General features: G+C 62.4%; 18 protein-coding genes and 1 tRNA gene. 11 read left to right on the top strand and 8 right to left on the bottom strand.

The features are described 5' to 3' along the window. Positions 1 to 2 precede the first annotated feature (2 nt). Positions 3 to 1,178, top strand: a complete 1,176-nt coding sequence (gene spoIIP, locus C816_RS11090) for a stage II sporulation protein P (protein ID WP_016322478.1) — start codon at positions 3 to 5, stop codon at positions 1,176 to 1,178. A gap of 3 nt (positions 1,179 to 1,181) precedes the next feature. On the opposite strand, the gene C816_RS11085 is transcribed toward spoIIP, so the two are convergent. Further along, positions 1,182 to 2,117 (bottom strand): radical SAM protein, encoded by a 936-nt coding sequence (locus C816_RS11085; RefSeq protein ID WP_016322477.1) that lies wholly within the window; start codon positions 2,115 to 2,117, stop codon positions 1,182 to 1,184. A gap of 159 nt (positions 2,118 to 2,276) precedes the next feature. Here C816_RS11085 and C816_RS11080 point away from each other — a divergent pair, with 159 nt between their 5' ends. Further along, the gene (locus tag C816_RS11080) at positions 2,277 to 2,690 is read left to right on the top strand and encodes a winged helix-turn-helix transcriptional regulator (protein WP_016322476.1); all 414 of its coding nucleotides are present in this window, start codon (positions 2,277 to 2,279) and stop codon (positions 2,688 to 2,690) included. Between the two features lie 42 nt (positions 2,691 to 2,732). On the opposite strand, the gene C816_RS11075 is transcribed toward C816_RS11080, so the two are convergent. Next, the gene (locus C816_RS11075) at positions 2,733 to 3,155 is read right to left on the bottom strand and encodes an RNHCP domain-containing protein (RefSeq protein WP_016322475.1); all 423 of its coding nucleotides are present in this window, start codon (positions 3,153 to 3,155) and stop codon (positions 2,733 to 2,735) included. 276 nt (positions 3,156 to 3,431) lie between these two features. Between C816_RS11075 and C816_RS11070 the strand changes: the two genes are divergently transcribed. From C816_RS11070 to metA, 3 genes are all read left to right on the top strand, one after another. After that, on the top strand, positions 3,432 to 4,196 hold the full coding sequence (locus C816_RS11070; RefSeq protein WP_016322474.1) for a ZIP family metal transporter: 765 nt from the start codon (positions 3,432 to 3,434) through the stop codon (positions 4,194 to 4,196). Between the two features lie 491 nt (positions 4,197 to 4,687). After that, positions 4,688 to 5,974 carry an O-acetylhomoserine aminocarboxypropyltransferase/cysteine synthase family protein gene (locus C816_RS11065; RefSeq protein ID WP_016322473.1) on the top strand — a complete coding sequence of 429 codons (1,287 nt, stop codon included), beginning with the start codon at positions 4,688 to 4,690 and terminating at the stop codon, positions 5,972 to 5,974. After that, positions 5,974 to 6,912, top strand: a complete 939-nt coding sequence (gene metA, locus C816_RS11060) for a homoserine O-acetyltransferase MetA (RefSeq protein WP_016322472.1) — start codon at positions 5,974 to 5,976, stop codon at positions 6,910 to 6,912. Before C816_RS11065 ends, metA begins: the two co-directional genes overlap by 1 nt. 113 nt (positions 6,913 to 7,025) lie before the next feature. Here the strand turns inward: metA and C816_RS11055 are convergent, their stop codons facing one another. Then, complete coding sequence (locus tag C816_RS11055; protein WP_016322471.1) at positions 7,026 to 8,405, bottom strand: MATE family efflux transporter; 1,380 nt, start codon at positions 8,403 to 8,405, stop codon at positions 7,026 to 7,028. A 207-nt stretch (positions 8,406 to 8,612) separates the two neighbouring features. Continuing rightward, a complete protein-coding gene (gene prfB, locus C816_RS11050; RefSeq protein ID WP_016322470.1) occupies positions 8,613 to 9,737 on the bottom strand; it encodes a peptide chain release factor 2 in 1,125 nt (374 codons plus the stop codon). Between the two features lie 94 nt (positions 9,738 to 9,831). Here prfB and C816_RS24905 point away from each other — a divergent pair, with 94 nt between their 5' ends. Together C816_RS24905 and C816_RS11045 are read left to right on the top strand one after the other, a co-directional pair. Next, entirely contained in the window at positions 9,832 to 9,996 is a 165-nt protein-coding gene (locus C816_RS24905; protein WP_196803636.1) for a hypothetical protein, read from the top strand. 1,138 nt (positions 9,997 to 11,134) lie between these two features. Further along, entirely contained in the window at positions 11,135 to 14,683 is a 3,549-nt protein-coding gene (locus C816_RS11045) for an S-layer homology domain-containing protein (RefSeq protein ID WP_040655451.1), read from the top strand. A 215-nt stretch (positions 14,684 to 14,898) separates the two neighbouring features. Here C816_RS11045 and C816_RS11040 read toward each other — a convergent pair whose 3' ends face one another. Then, a complete protein-coding gene (locus C816_RS11040; protein WP_016322468.1) occupies positions 14,899 to 15,819 on the bottom strand; it encodes a reverse transcriptase family protein in 921 nt (306 codons plus the stop codon). Between the two features lie 314 nt (positions 15,820 to 16,133). Between C816_RS11040 and C816_RS11035 the strand changes: the two genes are divergently transcribed. The 3 genes from C816_RS11035 to C816_RS21835 are packed head-to-tail and all read left to right on the top strand — an operon-like array spanning position 16,134 to position 18,249. Beyond that, positions 16,134 to 16,613 carry an RNA polymerase sigma factor gene (locus C816_RS11035; protein ID WP_016322467.1) on the top strand — a complete coding sequence of 160 codons (480 nt, stop codon included), beginning with the start codon at positions 16,134 to 16,136 and terminating at the stop codon, positions 16,611 to 16,613. Then, entirely contained in the window at positions 16,600 to 17,493 is an 894-nt protein-coding gene (locus tag C816_RS11030) for a zf-HC2 domain-containing protein (RefSeq protein ID WP_016322466.1), read from the top strand. The genes C816_RS11035 and C816_RS11030 overlap by 14 nt, the downstream gene beginning before the upstream one ends. 45 nt (positions 17,494 to 17,538) lie before the next feature. Beyond that, on the top strand, positions 17,539 to 18,249 hold the full coding sequence (locus C816_RS21835; RefSeq protein ID WP_016322465.1) for a hypothetical protein: 711 nt from the start codon (positions 17,539 to 17,541) through the stop codon (positions 18,247 to 18,249). A gap of 138 nt (positions 18,250 to 18,387) precedes the next feature. Here the strand turns inward: C816_RS21835 and C816_RS11020 are convergent, their stop codons facing one another. Then, complete coding sequence (locus tag C816_RS11020; RefSeq protein WP_016322464.1) at positions 18,388 to 20,046, bottom strand: ribonuclease J; 1,659 nt, start codon at positions 20,044 to 20,046, stop codon at positions 18,388 to 18,390. 631 nt (positions 20,047 to 20,677) lie between these two features. Between C816_RS11020 and C816_RS11015 the strand changes: the two genes are divergently transcribed. Continuing rightward, entirely contained in the window at positions 20,678 to 21,529 is an 852-nt protein-coding gene (locus C816_RS11015; protein WP_016322463.1) for a DegV family protein, read from the top strand. Between the two features lie 69 nt (positions 21,530 to 21,598). Here the strand turns inward: C816_RS11015 and C816_RS11010 are convergent, their stop codons facing one another. Then, the gene (locus tag C816_RS11010; RefSeq protein ID WP_016322462.1) at positions 21,599 to 22,975 is read right to left on the bottom strand and encodes a hemerythrin domain-containing protein; all 1,377 of its coding nucleotides are present in this window, start codon (positions 22,973 to 22,975) and stop codon (positions 21,599 to 21,601) included. A 320-nt stretch (positions 22,976 to 23,295) separates the two neighbouring features. Further along, a tRNA-Thr gene (locus C816_RS11005) sits at positions 23,296 to 23,371 on the bottom strand. Between the last annotated feature and the right edge of the window lie 119 nt (positions 23,372 to 23,490).

Here is a 23,490-nt window from a genome sequence, read left to right as displayed (position 1 = left end):
ACATGAGAAAAAAGCCCATCCTCCCTGCCGGACTCCTCCGGCGGCTGGAGGCAGGAGTCGTGGGGGCGGCGGTGCTGTGGGCGGCGGCGGTCACAGCCGGCAGCGACACCGCCGCCGCGGCCCTCTCGGCCCTGCGGGAAGCTCTGCCAATGGGGGCGCTGCGCTGGGAGCTGGGGGACCTGTGGCCGCAGGACCAGCTGTCTCCCGCCGCCGTGCTGGCCATCAGCCAGGCGCCGCTGCTGCTGTCCGCCCGGGCGGAGGTGGCGGAGCTGTGGCAGAGCGCGGAAACGGCGCCCCCCGCGGCGGCGGACGAGGAGACAGAGGAGGCCGCCCCTACCCCGGTGGAGGAGACGCCCCTGGACGTTCCATCCCCCGCCGCGGCGGAGGACAACGGCGTTCCCGCCCGGACCCTGGTGCCCAACGACCCCAGCGGCTACACCGTCTTTGGGCGCTGCTACATCAGCAATTCCACGGACTATGAGATTCCCCTCACGGCGTTGGGGGAGCCCTTCGCGGCAACTCTTACCGACGAGGAGCCCCAGATTTTAATCATCCACACCCACGGCAGCGAGGCCTACACCCCCGCCCCGGGGACGGAGGTGGTCTGGTCTGGCGACTACCGCACCACGGACACCCGCTACAACGTGGTGAAGGTGGGGGACGAGATGGCGGCGGTGTTCGGCGAGGCGGGGATCTCTGTCCTCCATGACCGGACGCTGTACGACTATCCCTCCTACTCCGGGGCCTATGACCGGTCCCTGTCGGCCATTCAGAGCTATCTGGCCCAGTATCCCTCCATCCGCTTCATCCTGGATGTCCACCGGGACGCCATTGAGGACGGCCAGGGCAACCAGTACAAGGTGGTCTCCCCCGTCGAGGGCCTGGGCACCTCCGCCCAGATGACGCTGGTAGTGGGCAGCGACGGCAGCGGCCTGATGCACCCGGACTGGATGGAGAACCTGCGGCTGGCGGTGGCCCTCCAGCAGGATATATTGGCGGAGTACCCCACGCTGATGCGGCCGCTGCTGCTGCGCAACTCCCGGTACAACCAGCACGCCACCACCGGGTCGCTGCTGGTGGAGGTGGGGGCCGCCGGAAACGCCCCGGAGGAGGCGGCCCTGGCGGGCCGGATTCTTGCCCAGCGCATAACGGAGGTGCTGCGGGCCCAGAGCAAGTAGATCTCACAGGTGGGGAAGGCTTTTTCGGTATTGCCGCAGGGCCTGCTCTCGGGCGGGGTCCCCGGCCTCGTCCAGCTTGGCCAGCAGGGCGGCGCGGTCTTTTGGCAGGTCCCCCTGGACCACCACGGCGTTGGAGGCCCCCAGCGTGGCGAACCACACGGGGATCTCCAGCCGCTCCACCAGGGTCCGGACCTCCTCCAGCTTCTCCACCTCGCTCTCCTCCGACCAGCTTCCCGCCTGCATCTCCCTGTACAGCCGGGACTCCGGGAAGACGGTGAGCATGGAGGAGCCGATGATTTTGGGGTGGGTCCGGTTGAAAACCGCCGCCGAGGCGGCGGCCCCCTCGGCGCCGTGTCCCGCCCCGGGGAGGCCCGCCAGATACATGAAGCAGTAGTCGATTCCGGCGCCGTCCAGGCGGCGGCACTGCTCCACGATGTCCTCCGGTTCGTACCCCTTGTCCATAAAGCGGAGAGAGGGGCCGTGGCCCGTTTCCACGCCGATGCTGAGCCCCGTATAGCCCAGCTCCCGGAGGGCGCGCAGTTCTTCCTCCGTCTTTCTGCCCGCGTCCGTCACCCGGGCGAAGCAGCCGATGGTCCCGCAGGCGGGGAGATACTGCCCGATCAGGCCCGCGATGTGTTTCAGCCGGTCGAAGGACAGGGCGAAGGAATTGGCCCCGGTGAGAAAGACCCGGCGGACCCCGCCGGGCTCCGGCAGGCCCTGGAGCAGGGCGGCCAGCTTCCCCATGGGGTCGTGGGCCGTCATCTGGGCCTCCCGCAGGTCCGCCTCCACCGTCTGCGGCGGCGTCATCCGGAAGCGGAAGGGCAGATCGTCGTAGAGGGTGCAGAATTTGCAGCGGTGCCAGGTACAGCCCGCCGTCACCTCCAGCAGGAGGGAGCCGGCCTCGTAGGGCGGCCGCCAGATGGTTCCCGTGTAGTGCATGTTCATCGCTCCTTTCCCCTGCAATGTAACAGGGAAGAGGGGGGTTCGCAAGTACGGTCTTTTTTCGGCGATACTGTCTTTTTTCGTACCAAAGCCTTTTCCGCAGGCCGCCGGGATGGTATACTGGTCTCCAATCCAAGCGCAAAGGAGGCGCGTTCCGTGTCGGAAAACAAATTCAGCGGTCCGGAGGCCCTGGCCCGCTGCGTCCCCATGAGCCGGCTGCAGTCCGTTCTCTCCGGCAAGTGGAAGATTTTGATTTTGTGGTACGTGGCCTTTTACAAGGTCCAGCGGTTCGGCCAGCTGCTGCGCCGCCTGGACGGCGTCACCCAGTCCACCCTGACAAAGCAGCTGCGGGAGCTGGAGGCGGACGGCTTCCTCTGCCGGCAGGTCTACCCGGAGGTGCCGCCGCGGGTGGAGTACACCCTGACGGAGCTGGGAGAGGGCTTTATGCCGGTGCTGGAGGCCATGCTGCGCTGGAGCGAAAAAAACCTGTGCCCGCCGGGGTATGTGAGCCCCTATGGGGAGGGGCCCCGGGACCTGGGGGACGGGACGGACAGTCCGGTGCTCCAATGACGTGGAAAGGGCGGGACATCTTTCGATGTCCCGCCCTCCGGCTTATTCCAATATTTCACTTCCGGCAAGACCCGCCAGTTTATGCAGGTGCTCAATGGGAAACGGGGGAGCGGCCATGGGCCGCGCCGCAATGGACAGCAGCTTCATGGGATTGTCGTCCGCCGCCACACGGTTGGAAGACAGCGCTCCGCACCGTTTGCAGCGGTGGATGACCGCCCACTCCCCGCCCTTCCGGACCCAGACCGCCACCGGCTCCATCAGCCCGCCGCAGTCCGCCGCCCGGTCTCCGGGCTCGATGTCCAAATGCAGACTGGTGAGGCAGTTGGGGCAGTGGTTGCGGTGTCCGCTTCCGGCCCCCTCGGGGCCCACGGGCCAGCCGCAGGCCTTGCAGGTGAAGGCATCGCCGCAGGGATGGGTCTTGTAATAGCCTTTTTGGAATGTCTTTCTCTTGTTCTCCCGGTTCATGGGGTGATTCCTCCTGATAGAATTGATGCAATCCTATGGGAGGCAGGTTTTGCGCGAAATGTGTCCTGACCTCCCGGTCAGACCACACGCTCCAAGTGTTTGCGCTTCATGGGGCACAGCTCCTTCTCTCGGTTGCTCTGTCCCGCGGGACAGGCCGGAATCAGAATACCATATTGCCCCGCCGCCGTCAACCCTGTCACCGATTCCTCTGCCGCCGCCTATACTGGCATACGGGCGGTGTTCCGCCCGAACCTGAATCAAAGGCGGAGATACGCTATGCTGCAATCTTTACAATGGGCGGCTTTGGGCACCGGGTTCACCTTTTTGATGACCACCCTGGGCGCCGCCACGGTGTTTTTCCTCTCCGGGGAGCCGAAGCCCCGGTTTCAGCGGGCCATGCTGGGCTTTGCCGCCGGGGTGATGACAGCGGCCTCCGTGTGGAGCCTGCTGCTGCCCGCCATCGACCAGGCGGAGGGGGACGGGCGGTTCCCCGGCTGGCTTCCGGCGGCCGCCGGGATGCTGCTGGGGGTGGTGTTCCTGGCGGCTCTGGACGCCATGCTGCCCCATCTGCGGCGAAACCGGGAGCTGACCGACGACGCCTGGCGGCAAAACACGCTTCTGATGACCGCCATCACGCTACATAACGTGCCAGAGGGCATGGCGGTGGGGCTGGCCTTCGCCCTCGCGTCCCAGGGGGAGAACTTCGCGGGGGCGGCGGCCCTGGCCATGGGCATCGGCATCCAGAACTTTCCCGAGGGAGCAGCCATCGCCCTGCCCCTGCGGCAGGAGGGCCGCAGCCGCTTCCGGGCCTTCTGGGGCGGCATGATGTCCGGGATCGTGGAGCCGCTGTTCGGCGTCCTGGTGGTGCTGGCGGCGGCTTGGGCCCAGCCGCTGATGCCCTGGCTTTTGAGCTTTGCGGCGGGAGCCATGCTGTACGTGGTGGTGGAGGAGCTGGTGCCCCAGGCCCACAGCCGGGCAGGCACCTGCGGGTTTGTGACGGGGTTTCTCATTATGATGGTGCTGGACGTGGCGCTGGGGTAATTTCTCGATCAGATCTGCGCCGCCCGCGTTCAGTCTCTCAAATTCCTGTCCCAGTCAGGCAGGCAGCGGCCGCACGGCAAAATCTTGTCTCGGAAAAAATCTCTCGCCGCTGCGCATTGTGCCGTTTATCAAACAGGGCCTAAAGGGCAAAAATCCGCGGTTGACAAATCCGCCGCCGCTTTTTATAATATTCTTCAAAGCGATGACGGAGAGGGACGGGGATGCGAACCCTCAGAGAACCGGCGGACGGTGCGAGCCGGCGGGAACGGTCCCCAGCGCCTATGGCTCCTGAGCCGGACGTTCGATAAGGTAGGGCGTCCCGTGTCCGCCGCGTTAGGGCGGAGGGGCTGTTGGGCCCCGTGAGGGGCGTCCGGCCGCGAGGCCGGCGCAATTTGAGTGGTACCGCGGAAGCAGCGGCTTTCGTCTCAAAGAACTTCTTTGGGACGAGAGCCGCTTTTTCGTCCCGTGCATACCGGAAAGGAGCAACAGCCATGAGCAATTACCGTCCCGAAACCATCTGTGTCCAGGGGGGCTACACCCCCGGCAGCGGCGAGCCCCGGCAGATTCCCATCATCCAGTCCACCACCTTCAAATACGCCACCTCCGAGGAAATGGGCAAACTCTTTGACCTGGAGAGCAGCGGCTATTTCTACTCCCGCCTCCAGAACCCCACCTGCGACTATGTGGCCGCCAAGATCGCCGCCCTGGAGGGAGGCGCCGCCGCCATGCTCACCTCCTCCGGTCAGGCGGCCAACTTCTTCGCCCTTTTTAACCTGGCCTCCTGCGGGGACCACATTGTCTCCTCCTCCAGCATCTACGGCGGAACCTTCAATCTCATCTCCGTCACCATGGCCAGGATGGGCGTGGAGGCCACCTTCGTCTCCCCGGACTGCACAGCGGAAGAGCTGGAGGCGGCCTTCCGGCCCAACACCAAGGCCGTCTTCGGCGAGACCATCGCCAACCCCGCCCTGACGGTGCTGGACATCGAAAAGTTCGCCGCCGCCGCCCACGCCCACGGCGTGCCCCTCATTGTGGACAACACCTTCGCCACCCCCGTGGGCTGCCGCCCCTTTGACTGGGGCGCGGACATCGTCACCCACTCCACCACCAAATACATGGACGGCCACGGGACCGCCGTGGGCGGGGCCATTGTGGACTCCGGCAGATTCGACTGGATGGCCCACGCGGACAAGTTCCCCGGCCTCTGCACCCCGGATGAGAGCTACCACGGCATCACCTACGCCGAGAAATTCGGCAGAGAGGGGGCCTTCATCACCAAGTGCACCGCCCAGCTCATGCGGGACCTGGGGTGCACCCCCTCCCCCCAGAGCGCTTTCTATCTGAATCTGGGGCTGGAGAGCCTCCATGTGCGGATGCAGAGGCACTGCGAGAACGGCCAGGCCGTGGCGGAGTTTCTGGCGGCGCACCCCAAGGTGGCCAGCGTCAGCTACTGCGGACTGCCCGGAGACAAATACCACGCTCTTGCAAAGAAGTACCTGCCCCGCGGCTCCTGCGGCGTAGTGTCCTTTGAATTGAAGGGCGGGCGGGAGGCCGCCGGGATCTTCATGCGCCATTTGAAGCTGGCGGCCATCGAGACCCACGTGGCCGACGCCCGGACCTGCTGTCTCAACCCCGCTTCCTCCACCCACCGGCAGATGACCGACGAGCAGCTCGCCGCCGCCGGCGTCCCCGCGGGCCTGATCCGCATTTCCTGCGGCCTGGAGAGCGGAGAGGATTTGATCGACGACATCCGGCAGGCGCTGGAGGCGGTGAACTGATGCCCATTAAAATTCCAAACCGTCTCCCCGCCACCAAGACCCTGACGGAGGAGAACATCTTCGTCATGACGGAGACCCGGGCCATTACCCAGGACATCCGGCCGTTACAGATCCTCCTTTTGAACCTGATGCCCACCAAAGCGGACACGGAGACCCAGCTGGCCCGGGTGCTGGGCAACACGCCCCTCCAGATCGACCTGGAGCTCATCGCCCCGGCGGGACACATCTCCCGAAACACCTCCCAGGAGCACATGCTGTCCTTCTACAAGACCTTCGCGGAGGTGCGGGAGCGGACCTTTGACGGCCTGGTCATCACCGGCGCGCCGGTGGAGCACCTGCCCTTTGAGGAGGTGGACTACTGGCCGGAGCTGTGCGAGATCATGGAGTGGAGCAAGAGCCATGTCCACTCCACCCTCCACATCTGCTGGGGCGCCCAGGCGGGGCTGTACTACCACTACGGAATCCCCAAGCGGCAGCTGGACTGCAAGCTCTTCGGCGTCTTCCGGCACACCCTGGAGGACCCCAATTTCATTCTTTTCCGGGGCTTTGACGACACCTTCTGGGTTCCTCACTCCCGAAATACCACTGTGGACCGGGAGGACATTGAGGCCGTCCCGGAGCTGAAAATTCTGTCCAGCTCCCCGGAGGCGGGGGTCTACGCCGTCAAGACGGCCCAGGGACGGCAGGTGTTCCTCATGGGCCATGCGGAGTACGACAGGGACACCCTGAAAAAAGAGTACCTGCGGGACGTGGCCGCCGGGGTGGACATCCGCCTCCCAAAGCACTATTTCCCGGAGGATGATCCAGGGCGGGAGCCTCTGGTCCGCTGGCGCTCCTGCGCCCACCTGCTCTACGGCAACTGGCTGAACTACTGCGTGTATCAGACCACGCCCTACGACATCGGGGGCATTCGCCGCGGCGTCCGCACGGACGAGTGAATAAAAGCGCCGTCTCCAGCCGGAGACGGCGCTTTTATTCAGTCAATATAGAACAGTCGAATTTCTGTCCGAATCGGGACACGACTCCGCGGGCCGCTGACTTGGGGAGATTTTCAGTCCGCCGTTCCGATCTGCGCCTCCACCCGCCGCATGGTGCGCCGCAGGAAGATGATGCTCAGCACCAGGGAGACCACCTCCGAGATGGGGAAGCAGAACCACACCAGATCCAGCACCCCCGTCCGGGCCAGAAGCCACGCCGCCGGCAGCAGCGCCACCAGCTGGCGGCAGACGGAGCAGATCAGCGTATATATCGGGTTTCCGATGGCCTGGCAGACGGAGCCGGCGATGATGTCGAAGCCCGCCAGCAAGAAGGAGTAGCTGATGACCCGCAGGGCCACCGTGCCAATGTCCAGCATCTCTGCCGAGGGGCTGAAAAAGCCCAGCAGGGTCTCCGGGATCAGGTTAAAGGCCGCGCAGCCCAGGCACATGATTACCGTGGCGGTGACGGCGGTGAGCTGGAAGGTCCGCTTCACCCGGTCCAGCCGGGCGGCGCCGTAGTTGTAGGAGATGATGGGCACCATGCCGTTGTTCAGGCCGAACACGGGCATGAAAATGAAGCTCTGGAGCTTGAAATAGGCTCCGAAGACGGCAGTGGCGGTGTCGGTGAAGCCCATCAGGATCTTGTTCATGCCAAAGACCATGATGGAGCCGATGGACTGCATCACGATAGAGGGCACTCCCACCCGGTAGATCTCCCGGACGATGGCCCGGTCCGGGCGGATGTCCTTGACGCGGATATGGATGTCCTTGTTGTACCGCAAATTGATGATAAGGCCGATGCAGGCGGCGACGATCTGGCCCAGCACCGTGGCGGCGGCGGCTCCTGCCACCTCCATGCGGGGAAAGCCAAAGAGGCCGAAGATCAAAATGGGGTCCATGACGATGTTGATTACTGCGCCGATCAGCTGTGTAACCATGGAGAATACCGTCCGCCCCGTGGACTGGAGCAGCCGCTCAAAGCAGAACTGGCTGAAAATACCGATGGACAGCCCCAGGCAGATGCGGGCGTAGTCCGTGCCGTAGTCCACAATGGAGGCGATGTCCGTCTGGGCCAGGAAAAAGGGGCGGGCCAGCAGGACACCGCAGACGCCGAAGATGATGGCGCTGAGGAAAAAGATAAAGATACCGGTATTGGCGGCCCGGTCGGCCTGGTCCTGGTCCTTCTCCCCCAGGGAGCGGGAGAGAAGGGCGTTCATGCCCACACCAGTGCCGCCGCCCACGGCGATCATCAGGTTTTGCAGAGGGAATGCCAGAGAGACGGCGTTCAGGGCGTCCTGGCTCAGCCGGGCCACGAAAATGCTGTCCACCACATTATAGAGGGCCTGGACCAGCATGGAGATCATCATAGGCACCGCCATGCCGGCCAGCAGCGGACCGATGGGCATCACGCCCATCTTATTCTCTTGGGTTGATTGCTGAGGGTTATTTTTCATCTTTGCAGTCCTTTCTGTATACACAGGGGTTCACTGAAAAAGGACGCGGCTCTTTCAGCCGCGCCTATTAAAGGCTCGAGAGGGGGGCTGTACCGTGGAAGCTTGGGGGAATGGGGGGAATGTAGGAAATGGAAAGATTGGGAAGATGGGGAGGGATGGCCCGCACAGGGGTGCGGGCCATCCCCCCTCAACCATCCGGCATCAGGATTACTTTTTCAGCTCCCCGGTTGCCAGCTGAGTCAGATAGGCATTCAAAAATCCGTCCAGGTCCCCGTCCATCACGGCGTCGATGCCGCCGGTCTCATAGCCTGTGCGGGTATCCTTTACCATCTGGTAAGGCATGAACACATAGGAGCGGATCTGGCTGCCCCACTCGATCTTCATCTGCACGCCCTTGATGTCGGAAATCTTCTCCGCGTGCTGCTGGGCTTTCAGCTCCAGGAGCTTTGCCCGGAGCATCTTCATGCAGTTGTCCTTGTTCTGGAACTGGCTCCGCTCCTGCTGGCTGGCGACCACAATGCCCGTGGGCTTGTGGATCAGCCGCACGGCGGAGGAGGTCTTGTTGACGTGCTGGCCGCCGGCGCCGCTGGCCCGGTAGACCTGCATCTCGATGTCCTCCTCCCGGATCTCGATGGTCTCGTCGTTCTCGATCTCCGGCATGACCTCCACGGCGGCGAAGGAGGTCTGGCGGCGGGCGTTGGCGTCAAAGGGGGAGACCCGCACCAGGCGGTGGACGCCGTTTTCGCTCTTCAAAAGGCCGTAGGCGTTCTCACCCTCGATGGAGATGGCGGCGGACTTGATGCCCGCCTCGTCGCCGTCCTCGTAGTCCAGAATTTTGTAGGTGAAGCCGTGGCGCTCCACCCAGCGGGTGTACATGCGGTAGAGCATCTGGGCCCAGTCCTGGGCCTCGGTGCCGCCGGCGCCGGCGTGGAACTGCAAAATGGCGTTGGAGTTATCGTACTCCCCGGAGAGGAGGGTGGTCATGCGGGTCTCCTCCACCTGGCGCTCCAGGGCGGCGCACTCTCCCTTGAGCTCCTCCAGGATCTCCTCGTCCTCGGCCTCCTGGCCCATTTCGCAAAGGGCGGTCAGGTCCTCCCAGGCAGTGAGGAGCTTTTCCTGCTTTGTGACCTTGTTCTGGAGCTGCTTGAGGCGCTGCTGCACCTTCTGGGAGCGCTCCAGGTCGTTCCAGAAGCCGTCCTGGGCGGTCTCGTCCTCCAGCCGCGCGGCCTCCTGTCGGGCGCTGTCGATGTCCAGGGCGGCGGAGAGCTTGTCCAGCTCGGGGCGCAGGTCCCGGAGTTTTTGTTTATAGGCGTCGTATTCGATCAAAGCCATAGCGTTTCTCCGTTTCTTCCAATTTCATTAGCCATAGTATTATATAGGAGGAAGATTTATTTGTAAAGGGAAACCTTTTCGAGAGGGGGAGGTTTTGCTCGCCCTTGCGGGCGGGGGGATTTTTGCCATGATGATGGCTGGGCAGATGCACCCCCCATTTTCTCTTTTTCTGCGCGCAGAAAAAGAGAAAACGGGCCGTGCACGGTCCAAAAGAGAAAAAGACTTTTTGGCGCTCGCGGGAGTGTTTCGCTTTAATTGAAGGCGGTCAGCAGGCTTGATGCGTGGACGCAGGGATGTTCTTCTCTTCCCGCGCTTCGCGCCTGGCTGGGTCCATGTGAGATGGTGCCCTATTCTACCGGCCTTCTTGCAGCAGAACTGCGGGGCCAGCAGCCCTCTGCTGGTCATCTTCTCTCAATCTCCAGCACTTTCGCAGAAGACTTGTGGGGCCCGGTCCCCTGACCGGGCCATCCCCCCCAACTCCCCCTGCACTTCCTGCGGAACACCCTGTAGGGGCCGGGCTCTGACCCGGCCCGTTCCCCCGATTGCCTCCGCACCTCCCAACCATCACCGATTTTTGCCTGCGCCGAGAAATTGAAATATTTACCAGGCCAGGCTCCGACGGGGCGGGACCCGCTGGGGCCTGACGGTTTTCACCAGATTGTTACCGATCTGATACGAAAATGTTGCAGGTTGTTCATAATTTGTTCATGATTTTAAGGGCGGTTTCAGCTATCTTTTAGAGAGGTATATTATGTAACCTGTAAGTACCCGCGATCCGACATTTTATGGAGGGATTCTTTATGAATGGATTATGGAAAAAACGTATACCGGCGTTTCTTTTGACGCTGGTGATGATCGTCAGTTTGATGCCTGCGGCGTTGGCGGATGAGCCAAACGACGAAAATACCTCTCCGGAAGGACATACCCATTCCTTTAGTTGGGCAACTACCAAAGAGGCAACCTGTACAGAGGCCGGTGTGCGGACCGGAACCTGTACTGTCTCTAACTGCTCAGAAACAACAACAGAATCTCTTCCGTCTCTAGGCCATCAAATAGGTTCCTGGACAACAGATACAGAAGCGAATTGTACTACCCCCGGTTCTCAATCCGCAATCTGCTCTCGCTGCAATGAGACGCAGACCCGGCCAATCAATGCGTTGGGGCACAAGTATGGCAATTGGACGACAAATAAAGAAGCGACCTGTACCGAAAAAGGTGAGCGTACGCGCGTATGCGAGACTTGCGGTACTCCCCAAACAGAGCCCCTGCCGCTCGCTGAGCACACCTACAATAATTCCAGCATTACTGAGGTCCCCGCCACTTGTACCAATGATGGTTCCAGAACTTATACCTGCGCCGTATGTCGCAAAGTCGGCAAAACAGAGGCCATCAAAGCTTTGGGTCATACAGACGCAAACGGAGACGGCAAATGCGACCGCATTGGATGCGGTGCCACTGTCAGCCATGTCCACACCCCCGGCAGTTGGCAGAAAAACGACACCATGCACTGGCATATTTGCAGCATCTGTCAGACCCGGATGGATGAATCCGCCCACAGCTATACGCTGAATAACAATACAACCTGTATTTGCGGTGTTGTGAAGGCGGCCAATACCTTTACCGTCCGTTTCTACAACGGCAGCACTGTTGTCAGCACTCAGACCGTTGCCCAAAACGGCTATCCCACCGTCCCCAGCCCTCCCACCAAGGGCACCGGCTATGTCTTCAAGGGCTGGGTCACCTCCAATCCCGGAAACACCCTCTGGACCAGCGCCACCTCCATAGCCAGCCCGGCCACCCAGGCCATAACCAAAGCGACGGACTACTATGCCATTTACAGCGTGTCCGCCACCGCCGCCGCTGCCTCGGTTTCCGCCACCACCAACATCGGCGGCCTCCTTTGGAACCAGATCAACACCCGCTGCACCAGTTCCTACGGCATGACCCCCGTCTATGTGCGGTTTTCCTCCCTGCCCAGCAGCACCTACGGCACCCTGTATTCCGACAGCGCCCAGAGCCGCGCCGTGGTGACGAATTCGGACTATCAGTACACCGGATTCCTCTCCATGACTTTTAAGGCCGGCACCGCCAGTGGGTACTCCCTGGGCTATACCGCCTATGACGCCACAAGGAGCAACTCCATCTCCGGCACCATCACCATCGGCGGCACTACTACCTCCAACAAGATCGAGTACACCGTGGCGGCGGGCCGGTCCAAGACGTTCAGCGCCACCGATTTCCGCAATGTCTACCGGGCCGCGGCGGGAAGCGACACCAACCTCTCCTATGTGGTGTTCTCCGCCCCCAGCGATTACAGCGACTTCGGCGCGGTGACCAACGGCTCCCGTACCTTCACCCAGCGCAACCTCTCCGACGACGAGTTCTATTACAGCAACTCCAAGGACGGGGATTACCCCCTGGATTCCACCGCCTTCAAGGCGGACAGCAACGCCAAGAGCGGAACCCTGAAGCTCTCCTTTGTGGCTTACGGCAGCGGGAACAATGTCTCCGGCACGGTGGAGATCACCATCACCGGCACCGCCAAGGGCGACGTGACCTACAACGTGAGGCCCGGCCGCCAGGAGACCTTTAACGCCAAGGACTTCAACGACGCCTTCCAGAAGGTCTTCGGCGACAATCGCACCGACATCACCCACGTGGTGTTCTCCGCCCCCAGCAGCTATGACAGCTTCCGGGGCCAGCTTCTGGTGGGGAGCAAGACCTTTACCCGCAGCACCCTCAACGGCACTAAATTTTACTTCGATACCCGCAGATACGGCGACTACGACCTGGATCTGCTGGCCTTCAAGGCGGACAGCAACGCCAAGGAGGGCGACAGCATCTCCATTCCCTTCAAGGCCTACTACGACACCGGCAACAGCGACTATGAAAACTGCACCCTGGTGATCAACATCGGCGACGGCGTGGCCGGCGGCGGCGACATCAACTACGACGTGGCCCCGGGCAAGACCGTGGAGTTCAAGGCCAAGGACTTCTGCAACTACTACGAGGACAATGCCTCCGACGACTTCGACTATGTGGAGTTTGACCAGCCCGACTCCGACGCCTTCTCCCAGGGCGCGCTGCACCACAACTACGGCACCAACTCCGCCAAGTCCTTTACCCGCAGCAATCTGGACGACTTCAAGTTCTACTACAGCCCCGGCAGCAAGGACTACGGCATCGGCAATCTGACCTTTGCGGCCAACAACAGCTTTAAGGACACGGTGATCCTGGACTTCACCGCCTACGGCACCAGGGGCCGCTCCGTCAGCGGCACGGTGGCCGTCCGCTCTACGGAGAGCGGCAGCGACGGCGACGTCACCTATACGGTGATTCCCGGCAAGTCCGTGGACTTCAAGCGCACCGACTTCAACACCTACTTCCGCAAGAAGTACAACAGCACCGTCAGCTACGTGTCCTTCGAGCGGCCCAGCTCCACCGCCTTCAGCAACGGCACGCTGTACTGCGACTACGGCACCAACGACCAGACCTCCTTCAGCCGCAGCGAGCTGAGCGGCACCCGGTTCTTCTACAACAAGAACGACATGGGCAAAAAGGATTACTACCTGGATGAGCTGACCTTTGTGGCAAATTCCAGCTTCAAAGGCTCCATCACCCTCAACTTCACCGCTTACGGCGAGCGGGACGACGAGTACGTGGAGGGCTCCGTGGTCATCAAGGCCGACGGCGCCGCCGCCGTCACCTCCAGCTACACCGGCGGCATCCGCTACGCCACCATCACCGGCACCAATGTCCAGATCAACGCCAACGACATCGCCCGGTATTTCCGCAAGTCCTATCCCACCTATAATCTCCAGTACGTGACCCTCAACGGCGTCCCCGCTGCCGGCAGCCTGTACTACAACTACTACAATGCCAGCAGCTACGGCACCACCAGCCGCACCCAGATCACCTCCGCCAACTACGCCGGCCAGAGCTTCTACCTCAGCCCCACCTCCACCAGCCAGTACGCTCTGACGGAGCTGACCTACGTGCCCAGCGGCACCAGCTACTGCGCCAGCATCCCCTTCACCGCCTACGGCACCAGCGGCGTCAGCGTCACCGGCAGCATTCTCATCAGCGTCAGCCGCGCCGCGGTGTCTGAGGTCTACGGTGTCACGCCCAAGAACACCGCGGTGAGCTTCCCCGCCAGCTCCATTTACAGCGCGGTGCTCAGCGCCACCGGCTCCGCTCTCAGCGGCATCCAGCTGCTGGAGCTGCCCGCCGCCACCACCGGCACCGTGTATATCGGCACCGGCACGGACCGAGCAGACACCCGCACCATGTACACCTACGCCTCCGGCGCCAATCAGATGAGCCTGCTGCGCTTTGTGCCCACCGCCAGCTACACTGGCTCCGTGGAGATCCCCTACGTGGCCCTGGACGCCAACGGAAACGCCCTGGCCACCGGCTCTTTCTCCCTGGGTGTGCTGAACAACCGCAAGACCCTCAAGGACGTGAACAGCTCCACCTGGTGCTACAAGTACGTCATGGAGCTGACTGACCAGAACGTCATCTCCGGCTACACCGACGGCAGCTTCAAACCCAACAGCACCGTCACTTACGGCGCGGCGCTGAAGCTCATCATGCTGGCCGCGGGCTATTCCGAGCAGGCCCCCACCGGCACGAACGTGTTCAGCGGTTATCTGTCCAAGGCCCAGGCGGACGGCATCGTCACCCGCAGCAACGTGAACCTCTCCGCGCCCATCACCCGCCTGCAGGTGGCCCAGCTGGCCGCCGGCGCCTTGAAGCTGAGCACCAGCAACCTCTCCAGCGTGAAGCCCTTTACGGACACCTCTGATGTGTACGTCCAGGCGCTGAACGCCGCCGGCATTGTGGAGGGCTACTTCTCCAACGGTACCAGCACCTTCCGGCCCAGCAATACCCTGACCCGCGGTCAGATGTCCGCCATTGTGTGGCGCATGAACGAGTACCGCAAATAACAGTCAAAGTTTAGGGCCGCCCTTTTCAAAGGGCGGTGGGGGTGCGGGGGCAAAGCCCCCATGGCTCCAGACAGTGTCCAGAGCCAAGCTCCCGATACAATGCAAAAAGAGCGGGACGGCTTCGCCGTCCCGCTCTTCATCTCACCAGGTCTTGTCTAATAAGCGGCGGAAAAAGATCCGCCGCTCTGCGCATTTTGCCATTTTTCAAACAGAGCCTAAATCCTCCTGCGGCGTTCCTCCAGCAGCCACCGCCTCGCCTCCAGCGCCCAGGCGCAGTCCGGGTCTGCCTGCAGAACATACCCCACCCGGCCCAGCAGCCGGTTCAAGCAGGCCTCCGGCGTCAAACCGACGCCAGTCCTCGCCAGGTGGTCCTCCAAGCCGAAGCGGCGGCAGCAGTACACCGCCTGCCGGATGGCCCGCCGTTCCTCCCGGGGAACACGCACCTTTTCATTCACCACCAGGCCCGTCACCGTCTGCCGCTGTCCGGCGGAACGGAGACGGGTTTTTCGCTCGTTGAGGAAAAAGCCCAAGTCACGCAGCTCCGCCTCCGTCACTGCCCGGACACCGGATAAATCCTCCCCGGAAAAGGTCAGATCGTCGCAGTAGCGGGTGTAGACGATGCCCCGCTCCCGGCACCAGCCGCCAACCCGCCGGTCAAAGTCCCGCAGCAGGATGTTGACAATGGCGGGAGACGTGGGCGCGCCCTGGGGCAGGGCGTCCCGGTAATAGCACAGCATGGTCAGCAGCACCCGCAGGGGCTCGGAGAAGATCTCCGGCGGAAAGACGGCGTCCTTCACGGCGGAATAGCGGACGCTGTCAAAAAAATGGCGGATGTCCAGCCGCAGGACCTGGGGCCGTCCCACGTGCCGGGCGGCATTGCAGACGGCTCCGCCGCCGTAGCGGTAGGCCGTGGCATAGGGGGACACGGGCATGTGGACCAGCAGATTGTTCAAAATGGCCCGCTGGACCCGTTTCAGGGCCTCGTCCGGCACGGTGAGGCGGCGGACGCCGCCGTCCGCCTTGGGGATCTCCACTGTGCGGTAGTGGGCGGGCAGGCTGTTGCTGAGGGCGTAGAGGGTTTTGAGCTCCACGCCCAGGTCTCTGGCCAGGGAGGCGGCCTCCCGGTATACGATCATATGAGGAGGCCCCCTCTCCGGCGCTTCGGAACAAAACCATCTGCATGTCGGGCCGCGGAGCGGTAGCAAGAGCACGGTGCAGCCGTGCGGTTCTACCTCGGAGCGGCGCGGCTGAGCGGAGCGAATACGGTGGGTGTGCGAAAACCGGACGGCGACACGCCGCCGGCGCCAATCGAAATTGGACGGTTCCTTTTGTTCCGTGGGACTATGATACCCCTTTTCCCTGGAAAAGACAAGTGTGCTGAAAAAATTTGAAATGGAGCTGTAACGAATCGCCCCCTAATCCGATATATACCCAGAGAGGAGGCGGGGAAATGGAGGAGCTCTACCAGCAGTATGTGCAGATCGTGTACCGTTTCCTGCTCTCCGCCTGCCGCGATCCCCGGCTGGCGGAGGACCTGACCCAGGAGACCTTCCTCCGGGCCTGGGAGTCCCTGGAGCGGTTTGACCACAGCTGCCGGATATCCACCTGGCTGTGCCAGATCGCAAAGCACGCCTTATACCAGCATTGGGAGAAATACGGGCGGGAGCGTCCGGAGGAGCCGGACCCCCGGCTCCCCGCCCCGGAGGACACGGAGACCCAGGCTCTGCGCCGCATCGAGCTGGCGGAGGTACTGGAGGCATACCGGGCTCTGGGGGCGGATATGCGGCGGGTGGTGGCCCTGCGGGCCATGGAGGGACTGGCCTACAAGGAGATCGGGGAGATCATGGGAAAGAGCGAGAACTGGGCTCGGGTGACCTACTTCCGGGCAAAGGAAATTCTGGCAAAGGAGGCCCATCATGAAGAATCCTGACTGCGACATCATCTACGACCTGCTGCCGTCCTATATTGACGGCATCTGCACCCAGGCCACCCGGCAGTGTGTGGAGGCCCATCTGGCGGCCTGCCCCGCCTGTGAGGAGCGGGCCAGGCGGCTGCGGGAGACCGCAATCTCCGGGGAGAGCCTGGAGCGCATCGCCCTGGACGCGGCGAAGAAGATCAAGCGGTGGGCCGTCTGGCGGACCATTGTCCGTCTGGCGCTGCTGCTGCCCTTCGTCACCTTCGCCAGCCTGGGGCTGAACCTGGTCCTCCAAGGCCGGAATGTGATCTTTACCGGGCAGTTTCTGCCGAAGCAGGGCTTCGGCCTGCTGGCGGTCTGCCTGCTCATCTGCGCCGTCTCTCTCCGGGGGCGGAAATCCGGCCTCCAGCGGGCGGACCGGCGGGCGCTGGCCCTGTCTCTGGCCAGTACGGCCGCCAGCTTTGGACTGATGCTCTACAGCTATTTCGCCTTTTTGGGCAGGCTGTGGGACACCGAGCCAGTACCGGCTTTCTTCGGCCTGATCGACCCCGGCCATGCCGCTCTGACGATGCAGGTGCTGTATGGGGAGCTGTTTTTCCTCCAGGCCGCCGTCTTTCTCTGGGCGCTGGTGCGCCTGCGGAGGCGGGGCGTCCACACCGTGCCCGTCCTGCAGGCCACCATGACGGGTATGATGCTTCCAATGTGCTATCTCATGATGCTGTGCAGCATGAATCTGGACTTTGAAAGGGGGCCCGCGGTGATTCTGTATGTCCAGCTCAGGGACACCGGGACCGCGCTCCTTATCGGGGCCGGCGGCATCGCCGCGGGATTCCTGGTCTCAAAATGGCGGGGGCGGGAAAAGAAAGGCTTGCCATTTGGGAAAGACCTGCTATAATAAAAGTATCAAAGAGCGAAGTCCGCGCTGACAGGAGTGGATGATATGATCGGCGGAGTTTCCGGCCTGAGTTTCTACTACAATCCCTATCAAAGCACCGCCGCCAAGCCGGCGGAGCAGTCCCAAAACGCCCAGAGGACCGGCGGCGTCTGGACGGCCCGGAAGCCCGCCTCTCCGGAGACCCCGGTGCAGCCGGTGCGTCCCGCTCCGGCAATCAGCGGCAACGAGGCCGGGTCCGCCCGGCTGGGCCTGCCCATCCGCCAGGGTGCGGACCCGGTGGAGATGGCCGTGCGGATGCGCATCCAGTACGGCGAGCCCACGCCGGATGGCGTCCAGAATGCGGCGGAGTCCCAGGACGGGCAGACCGCTCTGGGCGCGGAGAGCGTCCAGAAGGCCCTGGAGGAGGGCGAGTGCCAGACCTGCAAGGAGCGGAAGTATCAGGACGGCTCCGACGACGCCGGCGTCTCCTTCAAGACCCCCACGGCGATTGACCCGGACCAGGCCGCCTCGGCGGTCCGGGGCCACGAGATGGAGCACGTCTACCGGGAACAGGCCAAGGCCCAGCGGGAGGACCGGGAGGTGGTCAGTCAGAACGTGACCTACCACTCCGCCATCTGCCCGGAGTGCGGCAGGGCCTATGTCTCCGGCGGCACCACCCGCACGGTCACGGCGGCAAAATCAGAGCCCCAGGGGGAGGACCAGCAGAGCGGCCAGAACCAGGAGGAAGCCCGTACCCCCTTCTCCGCTGTGGCGTAATTTCAACCGAATGAAAAACCGGATGGACGGCAGCCCCGTCCATCCGGTTTCTTACGCTGTATTTATCAGGCCTTGTTTGATAAATGGGAAAACACGCAAGCGCCAGATCTTTTTCCGCCGTTCTGCGCCTACAGCTTCTTACAGCCGTGTCACCACAGGGATGACCATGGGACTGCGCTTGGTGTTCTTAAAGAGGTAGCTGCTGACAGCGGCCTTCACCGCGCCCTTCAGCTCGCCGTCGTCCCGGCCCCGGCGGCGGGTGACGCCCTCCGCCGCGTCCAGGGCCACGCCCTGGAGGTCCTTCATCAGATCCCCGGACTCCTTGACGTAGATGAAGCCCCGGGTGATGATCTCCGGCGGGCTCAGCAGTGCGCCGTTATGGGCGGACACGGGCATGACCACCACTACCATGCCGTCCTCGGCAAGGCGCTTGCGGTCCCGCATGACCACGGCTCCCACGTCGCCCACGCCGGAGCCGTCCACGTACACCTCTCCCGCGGGGACGGTGCCGCCGATTTTCAGCGTCTTGGCAGTGAGCTCGATGACGGAGCCGTTCTCCGCGATGGCGATGTGGTTGCGCTCCACGCCCATCTGCTGGGCCAGCTGGCTGTGGATCTGGAGCATCCGCTGCTCGCCGTGGAGGGGGACGAAGAAACGGGGCTTCGTCAAAGCGTGGATGATCTTCAGCTCCTCCTGGCAGGCGTGGCCGGAGACGTGGAGCATGTCGGCCTTGTCGTAGATCACGTGAACGCCCTTGCGGAACAGCTCGTTGATGACCCGGCTCACCGTCACCTCGTTGCCGGGGATGGCGGAGGCGGAGATGATGACCTTGTCGCCAGGGCCCACCTCCACCTGCTTGTGCTGAGAGAAGGCCATGCGGTACAGGGCGCTCATCTCCTCGCCCTGGGAGCCGGTGGTGACGATGACCTGCTTGTTCTTGGGCAGGCCCTTGATCTTGTTGATGTCCATGAGGGTGTTCTTGGGCACCTTCATGTAGCCCAGAGTCGTGGAGACCTTCATGATGTTCTCCATGGACCGGCCGGTGACGGCAACCTTGCGGCCAAAGGCCGCCGCGGCGTCCAGCACCTGCTGGATGCGGTGGACGTTGGAGGCGAAGGTGGTGACGATGATCCGCTCGTCACAGCCCTGGAACTGCCGCATGAATGTCTGGCCCACGGCGCTCTCGCTCATAGTGTAGCCAGGGCGCTCCACGTTGGTGGAGTCGGCGCACAGAGCCAGCACGCCCTCCTTGCCCAGCTCGCCGAAGCGGGCCAGGTCGATGACCTCCCCGTCGATGGGGGTGGAGTCGATCTTGAAGTCGCCGGTGTGGACCACGGTGCCCATGTGGGTGTGGATGGCAAAGGCCACGGAGTCGGCGATGGAGTGGTTGACATGGATGAACTCCACATTGAACTTCCCCGCCCGCACGGTCTTCCCCGGCTCCACGGTGATGAGCTTGGTGGACTTCACCAGCCCGTGCTCCTCCAGCTTCAAGGAGATGAGGCCAGCGGTGAAGCGGGTGCAGTAGATGGGCATATTCACCTGCTTGAGGACGTAGGGAATGGCGCCCACATGGTCCTCGTGGCCATGGGTGATGAAGAGACCGCGGATGCGGGCGCGGTTTTTGATGAGGTAGGTCACATCGGGGATGATGAGGTCGATGCCGTACATGTCGTCCCCGGGAAAGGCCATGCCGCAGTCCACCACAATAATCTCGCCGCCGTACTCATAGGCGGTCATGTTTTTGCCGATCTCGTCCAGACCGCCCAGGGGAATGATTTTCAGTTTTTCTGCCATAGATACAATAAACTCCTTTGAACTCTTGGAACCTGTATTCCATAGCCGGGAAAAGCCGAATGGGCGGGAAAAGACCGCCCAGACGGCGTTCGACGGCTGCAAATGCAGATTCCTGATATGTAACAGAGGCTCCAAAGGACACGCCCGAGCGGCACAGCCGCAAATGGGCGCACGCAAAGAAGAGACGTCCGTCGCCTGCGCGGCCCCGTTTCGCCGGCAGGGGTTCGGTCACGTCATGTCCGAATGTCCATATTGAGCTTCTGTGATCTATTCGACCGGCGGGAAACCGCGTCCCGTGCCGGTAAAATATCAGAAAAAGGGCGGAGGACCCAGGGCATATTTGGAAAGTGTCAAAACGCTGAATCAGCGAACTTTTTCGCCGCTGCGCATTTCGCCATTTGTCAAACAGGGCTCCTCAACGCCTGATTTTAGCTAGTATATCACATTTGGCCTGGTTTGTATACATAAATTTTTCTCATTTTCTGTCGAGGCGCAGGGATCTTTCTGTTGTAATTTCCGGAAAAGCGTGATATACTCCGGTAGCTCGCCGAAGGGGCGGCGGCGGGAAGACGGCGGTCCGTTCCCCGTTCCGCTCCCTTGCGCAAAAGTATCTTTGAATCGAGGAACCGCTATGAAAATACGCGTCATCACCGACTCCGCCGCCGACCTGCCCCTGCCCTGCCGTCCGGAGGTCACCGTCCTGCCCATGACCGTGACTTTTGGGGAGGAGCAGTTTCTGGACGGCGTGAATCTGACCCACCGCCAGTTTTACGAGAAGCTCATCGAGGGGGACGTTCTGCCCGCCACCAGCCAGATCAACCCCGCCCAATTTGAGGAGGCATTCCGGCAGGCCGCGGAGGCGGGAGAGACGGTGGTGGCCGTGGTGGTGTCCTCCAAGCTCTCCGGCACCTTCCAGAGCGCCTGCATCGCCGCGGAGGAGTTCCCGGGCCGCGTTTTCGTGGTGGACAGCGAAAACGCCACCATCGGCGAACAGATCCTGGTACAGCGGGCCCTGGCCCTGATGGATCAGGGGCTGGACGCCGCCGCCGTCGCCGGACGGCTGGAGGAGGAGAAAAAGGACATCTGTCTGGTGGCCCTGCTGGACACCTTGGAGTATCTCAAGCGGGGCGGCAGGATTTCCTCCTCCGCGGCGCTGGTGGGCGGACTGCTGTCCGTCAAGCCGGTGGTGGCCGTGGAACACGGCGAGGTGGTGATGCTGGGCAGGGCCCGGGGTTCCAAAAACGGCAGCAACCTGCTGGTGCAGGAGATCCGGAAGACCAGGGGCGTGGACTTTGAAAGGCCCTATCTGCTGGGGTACACGGGGCTGGAGGACAGTCTCCTGCAAAAGTACATTGCCGACAGCGCGGCGCTGTGGGCGGAGCACACCGACGCCCTGCCCGTGGGCACCGTCGGCGGCACCATCGGCGCCCATGTGGGCCCGGGAGCCGTGGCGGTGGCCTTCTTTCAGCGGTCTGACGGCTGAGCGCGTGTGAATAGGGATCAAAAAGAAAAACCTCCGGCCGGGCCGGAGGTTTTGACATATGCGGGGCGGTCAGCCCGTTTGCTTTTCAAAGAAGGCGTCGATTTTCCCCTTGAGCTCCGCCGGCTTTAAGTATTTCAGCAGGTATCCCGCCGGCTTTAGAGACAGCAGCTGCTTCACCACCTCCGGGTCTCCCCGGCCGGTGAGAAAGACCACCGGGATGTCCGCAAAGGACTTCTCCAGGCGGAGCATCTCCAAAGTCTGTTTTCCGTCGCAGACGGGCATCTCGTAGTCCAGCAGGACCAGGTCCGGCCGGTTCAGGGTGATGGTGCGGATGGCGGCCACACCGGATTCCACCAGGGTCACTTCGTAGTCGTCCTGCAGCAGCTGCTTCATGGCCTGCCGGATGGTCATGGAGTCGTCCACCACCAGGACCTTGCGCCGGTTGCTGGCCGCGTCCTGGGCGGCCTGCTCCTCCCGCTTTGTGAGGTAGTGCTCCACCTCGGACATGGCGTTGTCCGCCTGGAGGGGCGTGACCACGCCGCTCTCCAGCAGATGGGGCGCGATGGCGCAGTAGGCGAAATACCCTGCGCCGCCGGTGTTGAACAGCAGGCTGACCTGGGGCTTCTCCCGCTCGAATACCTGCCGGAACTGCTCGTAGGTCAGCAGGTTCTCCTCTTTCAAGTTGTAGGTCTTCCACTCCGGGAAGTACTCTGTAAGCCGGCCCACGAACTGCCGGGTGGTATATCTGGCGGCGTTGAGGAGCATGGTGTCCAGCCGGTTGGTCCGCAGACCCATGACCTTGCCCACTGTGTTGATCAGCAGCTTCTCCTCAAAGACCATGAGAATCTCCTGGCGTCTCTCGTCCCGCTCCGTCCCGTAGGCCAGACGGCAGTACACGCCCCGGCCGAACTTCTCGCCGCCGTAGGCGTCGCTGATTGCCTTGGACTCCAGGTGGAACATATCGAACACCAGCTGGATGATGGTCTTCTTCACCGCCGACAGCTGCTCATTCGGCAGGAGATGCTCCCACTTGCTCACCTTGCCGCCGGTGATGGCGTGGTCCTCCGTCATGGTGTGGCCGATGAGCCAGCCGCTGCACACTCCCAGAAAATGGGACATGGAATCCAGCGAGTAATTGGTCCGCTCCAGCTCCTCCTCCAGGGCGGGAAGCGTATTTTCCCGAAAGTCCCTGTGGATGAGGCGGTGCCGCTCAAGCCCCTCGTAGCCGATGGAGGCCATATATCTCTCCTCGTCCGCGAAGTGCTTGACAGCGTGGCCCTTGAAATACTTGATTCCCTCCTGGCACGCCCAGCGGCTCTTCTCCTCTTCCCCTTCCCCGTCAACGGCAAAGAGCTTATTGATGATTTTGAACAGCCGCCGGTGTTCCTTATCGATCTCCTCTACTCCGATATTGTACTCTTCCTGCCACACCAATTGATTATCCATATGGCCCCTCCTTTGACACAGTCAAGCACATGGAAGCTGCATTCACAGGCGTTGAAGGCCGTCCGGACGGGTCTATTCGCGCCGTTCCTCGTTAAGTTTTCTTGAAATGCATCCAGTATTTCTGCGGGCATTTGCCTTGGGCGGCGGGGAAATCCCCCGCCCATCCGGCACTCCTCACCGATGAATACAGCTTCCTATTGTCCGGAAACAGTTCCCGTCGGATCTCCGGCGGAAGAAATTGGCAGAACGCAAAGAAATTCCCCCGCCCGGCGGAGCTTTCCGCCAAGAGCGGAAGCGAGCAGCAAGGGGAATTCCTGAGCTGGAGCTAGTGGGGTGACTCGAACACCTGACCTGCTGATTACGAATCAGCTGCTCTACCGACTGAGCTACACTAGCGGATCGATTGCGTTAGTATCTTAGCATATCGCCGCCAGGATTGCAAGCCCCAAAACAAAAAATATTGCCCGGCGGAAGATCCGCCGAATCCTCCGCCGGGCGGTATCTGTCGAACCCCG

The sequence above is a fragment of the Oscillibacter sp. 1-3 genome (assembly GCF_000403435.2).
Lineage (GTDB): Bacteria > Bacillota > Clostridia > Oscillospirales > Oscillospiraceae > Oscillibacter.
This window is presented reverse-complemented; position numbering and strand designations above follow the sequence as displayed.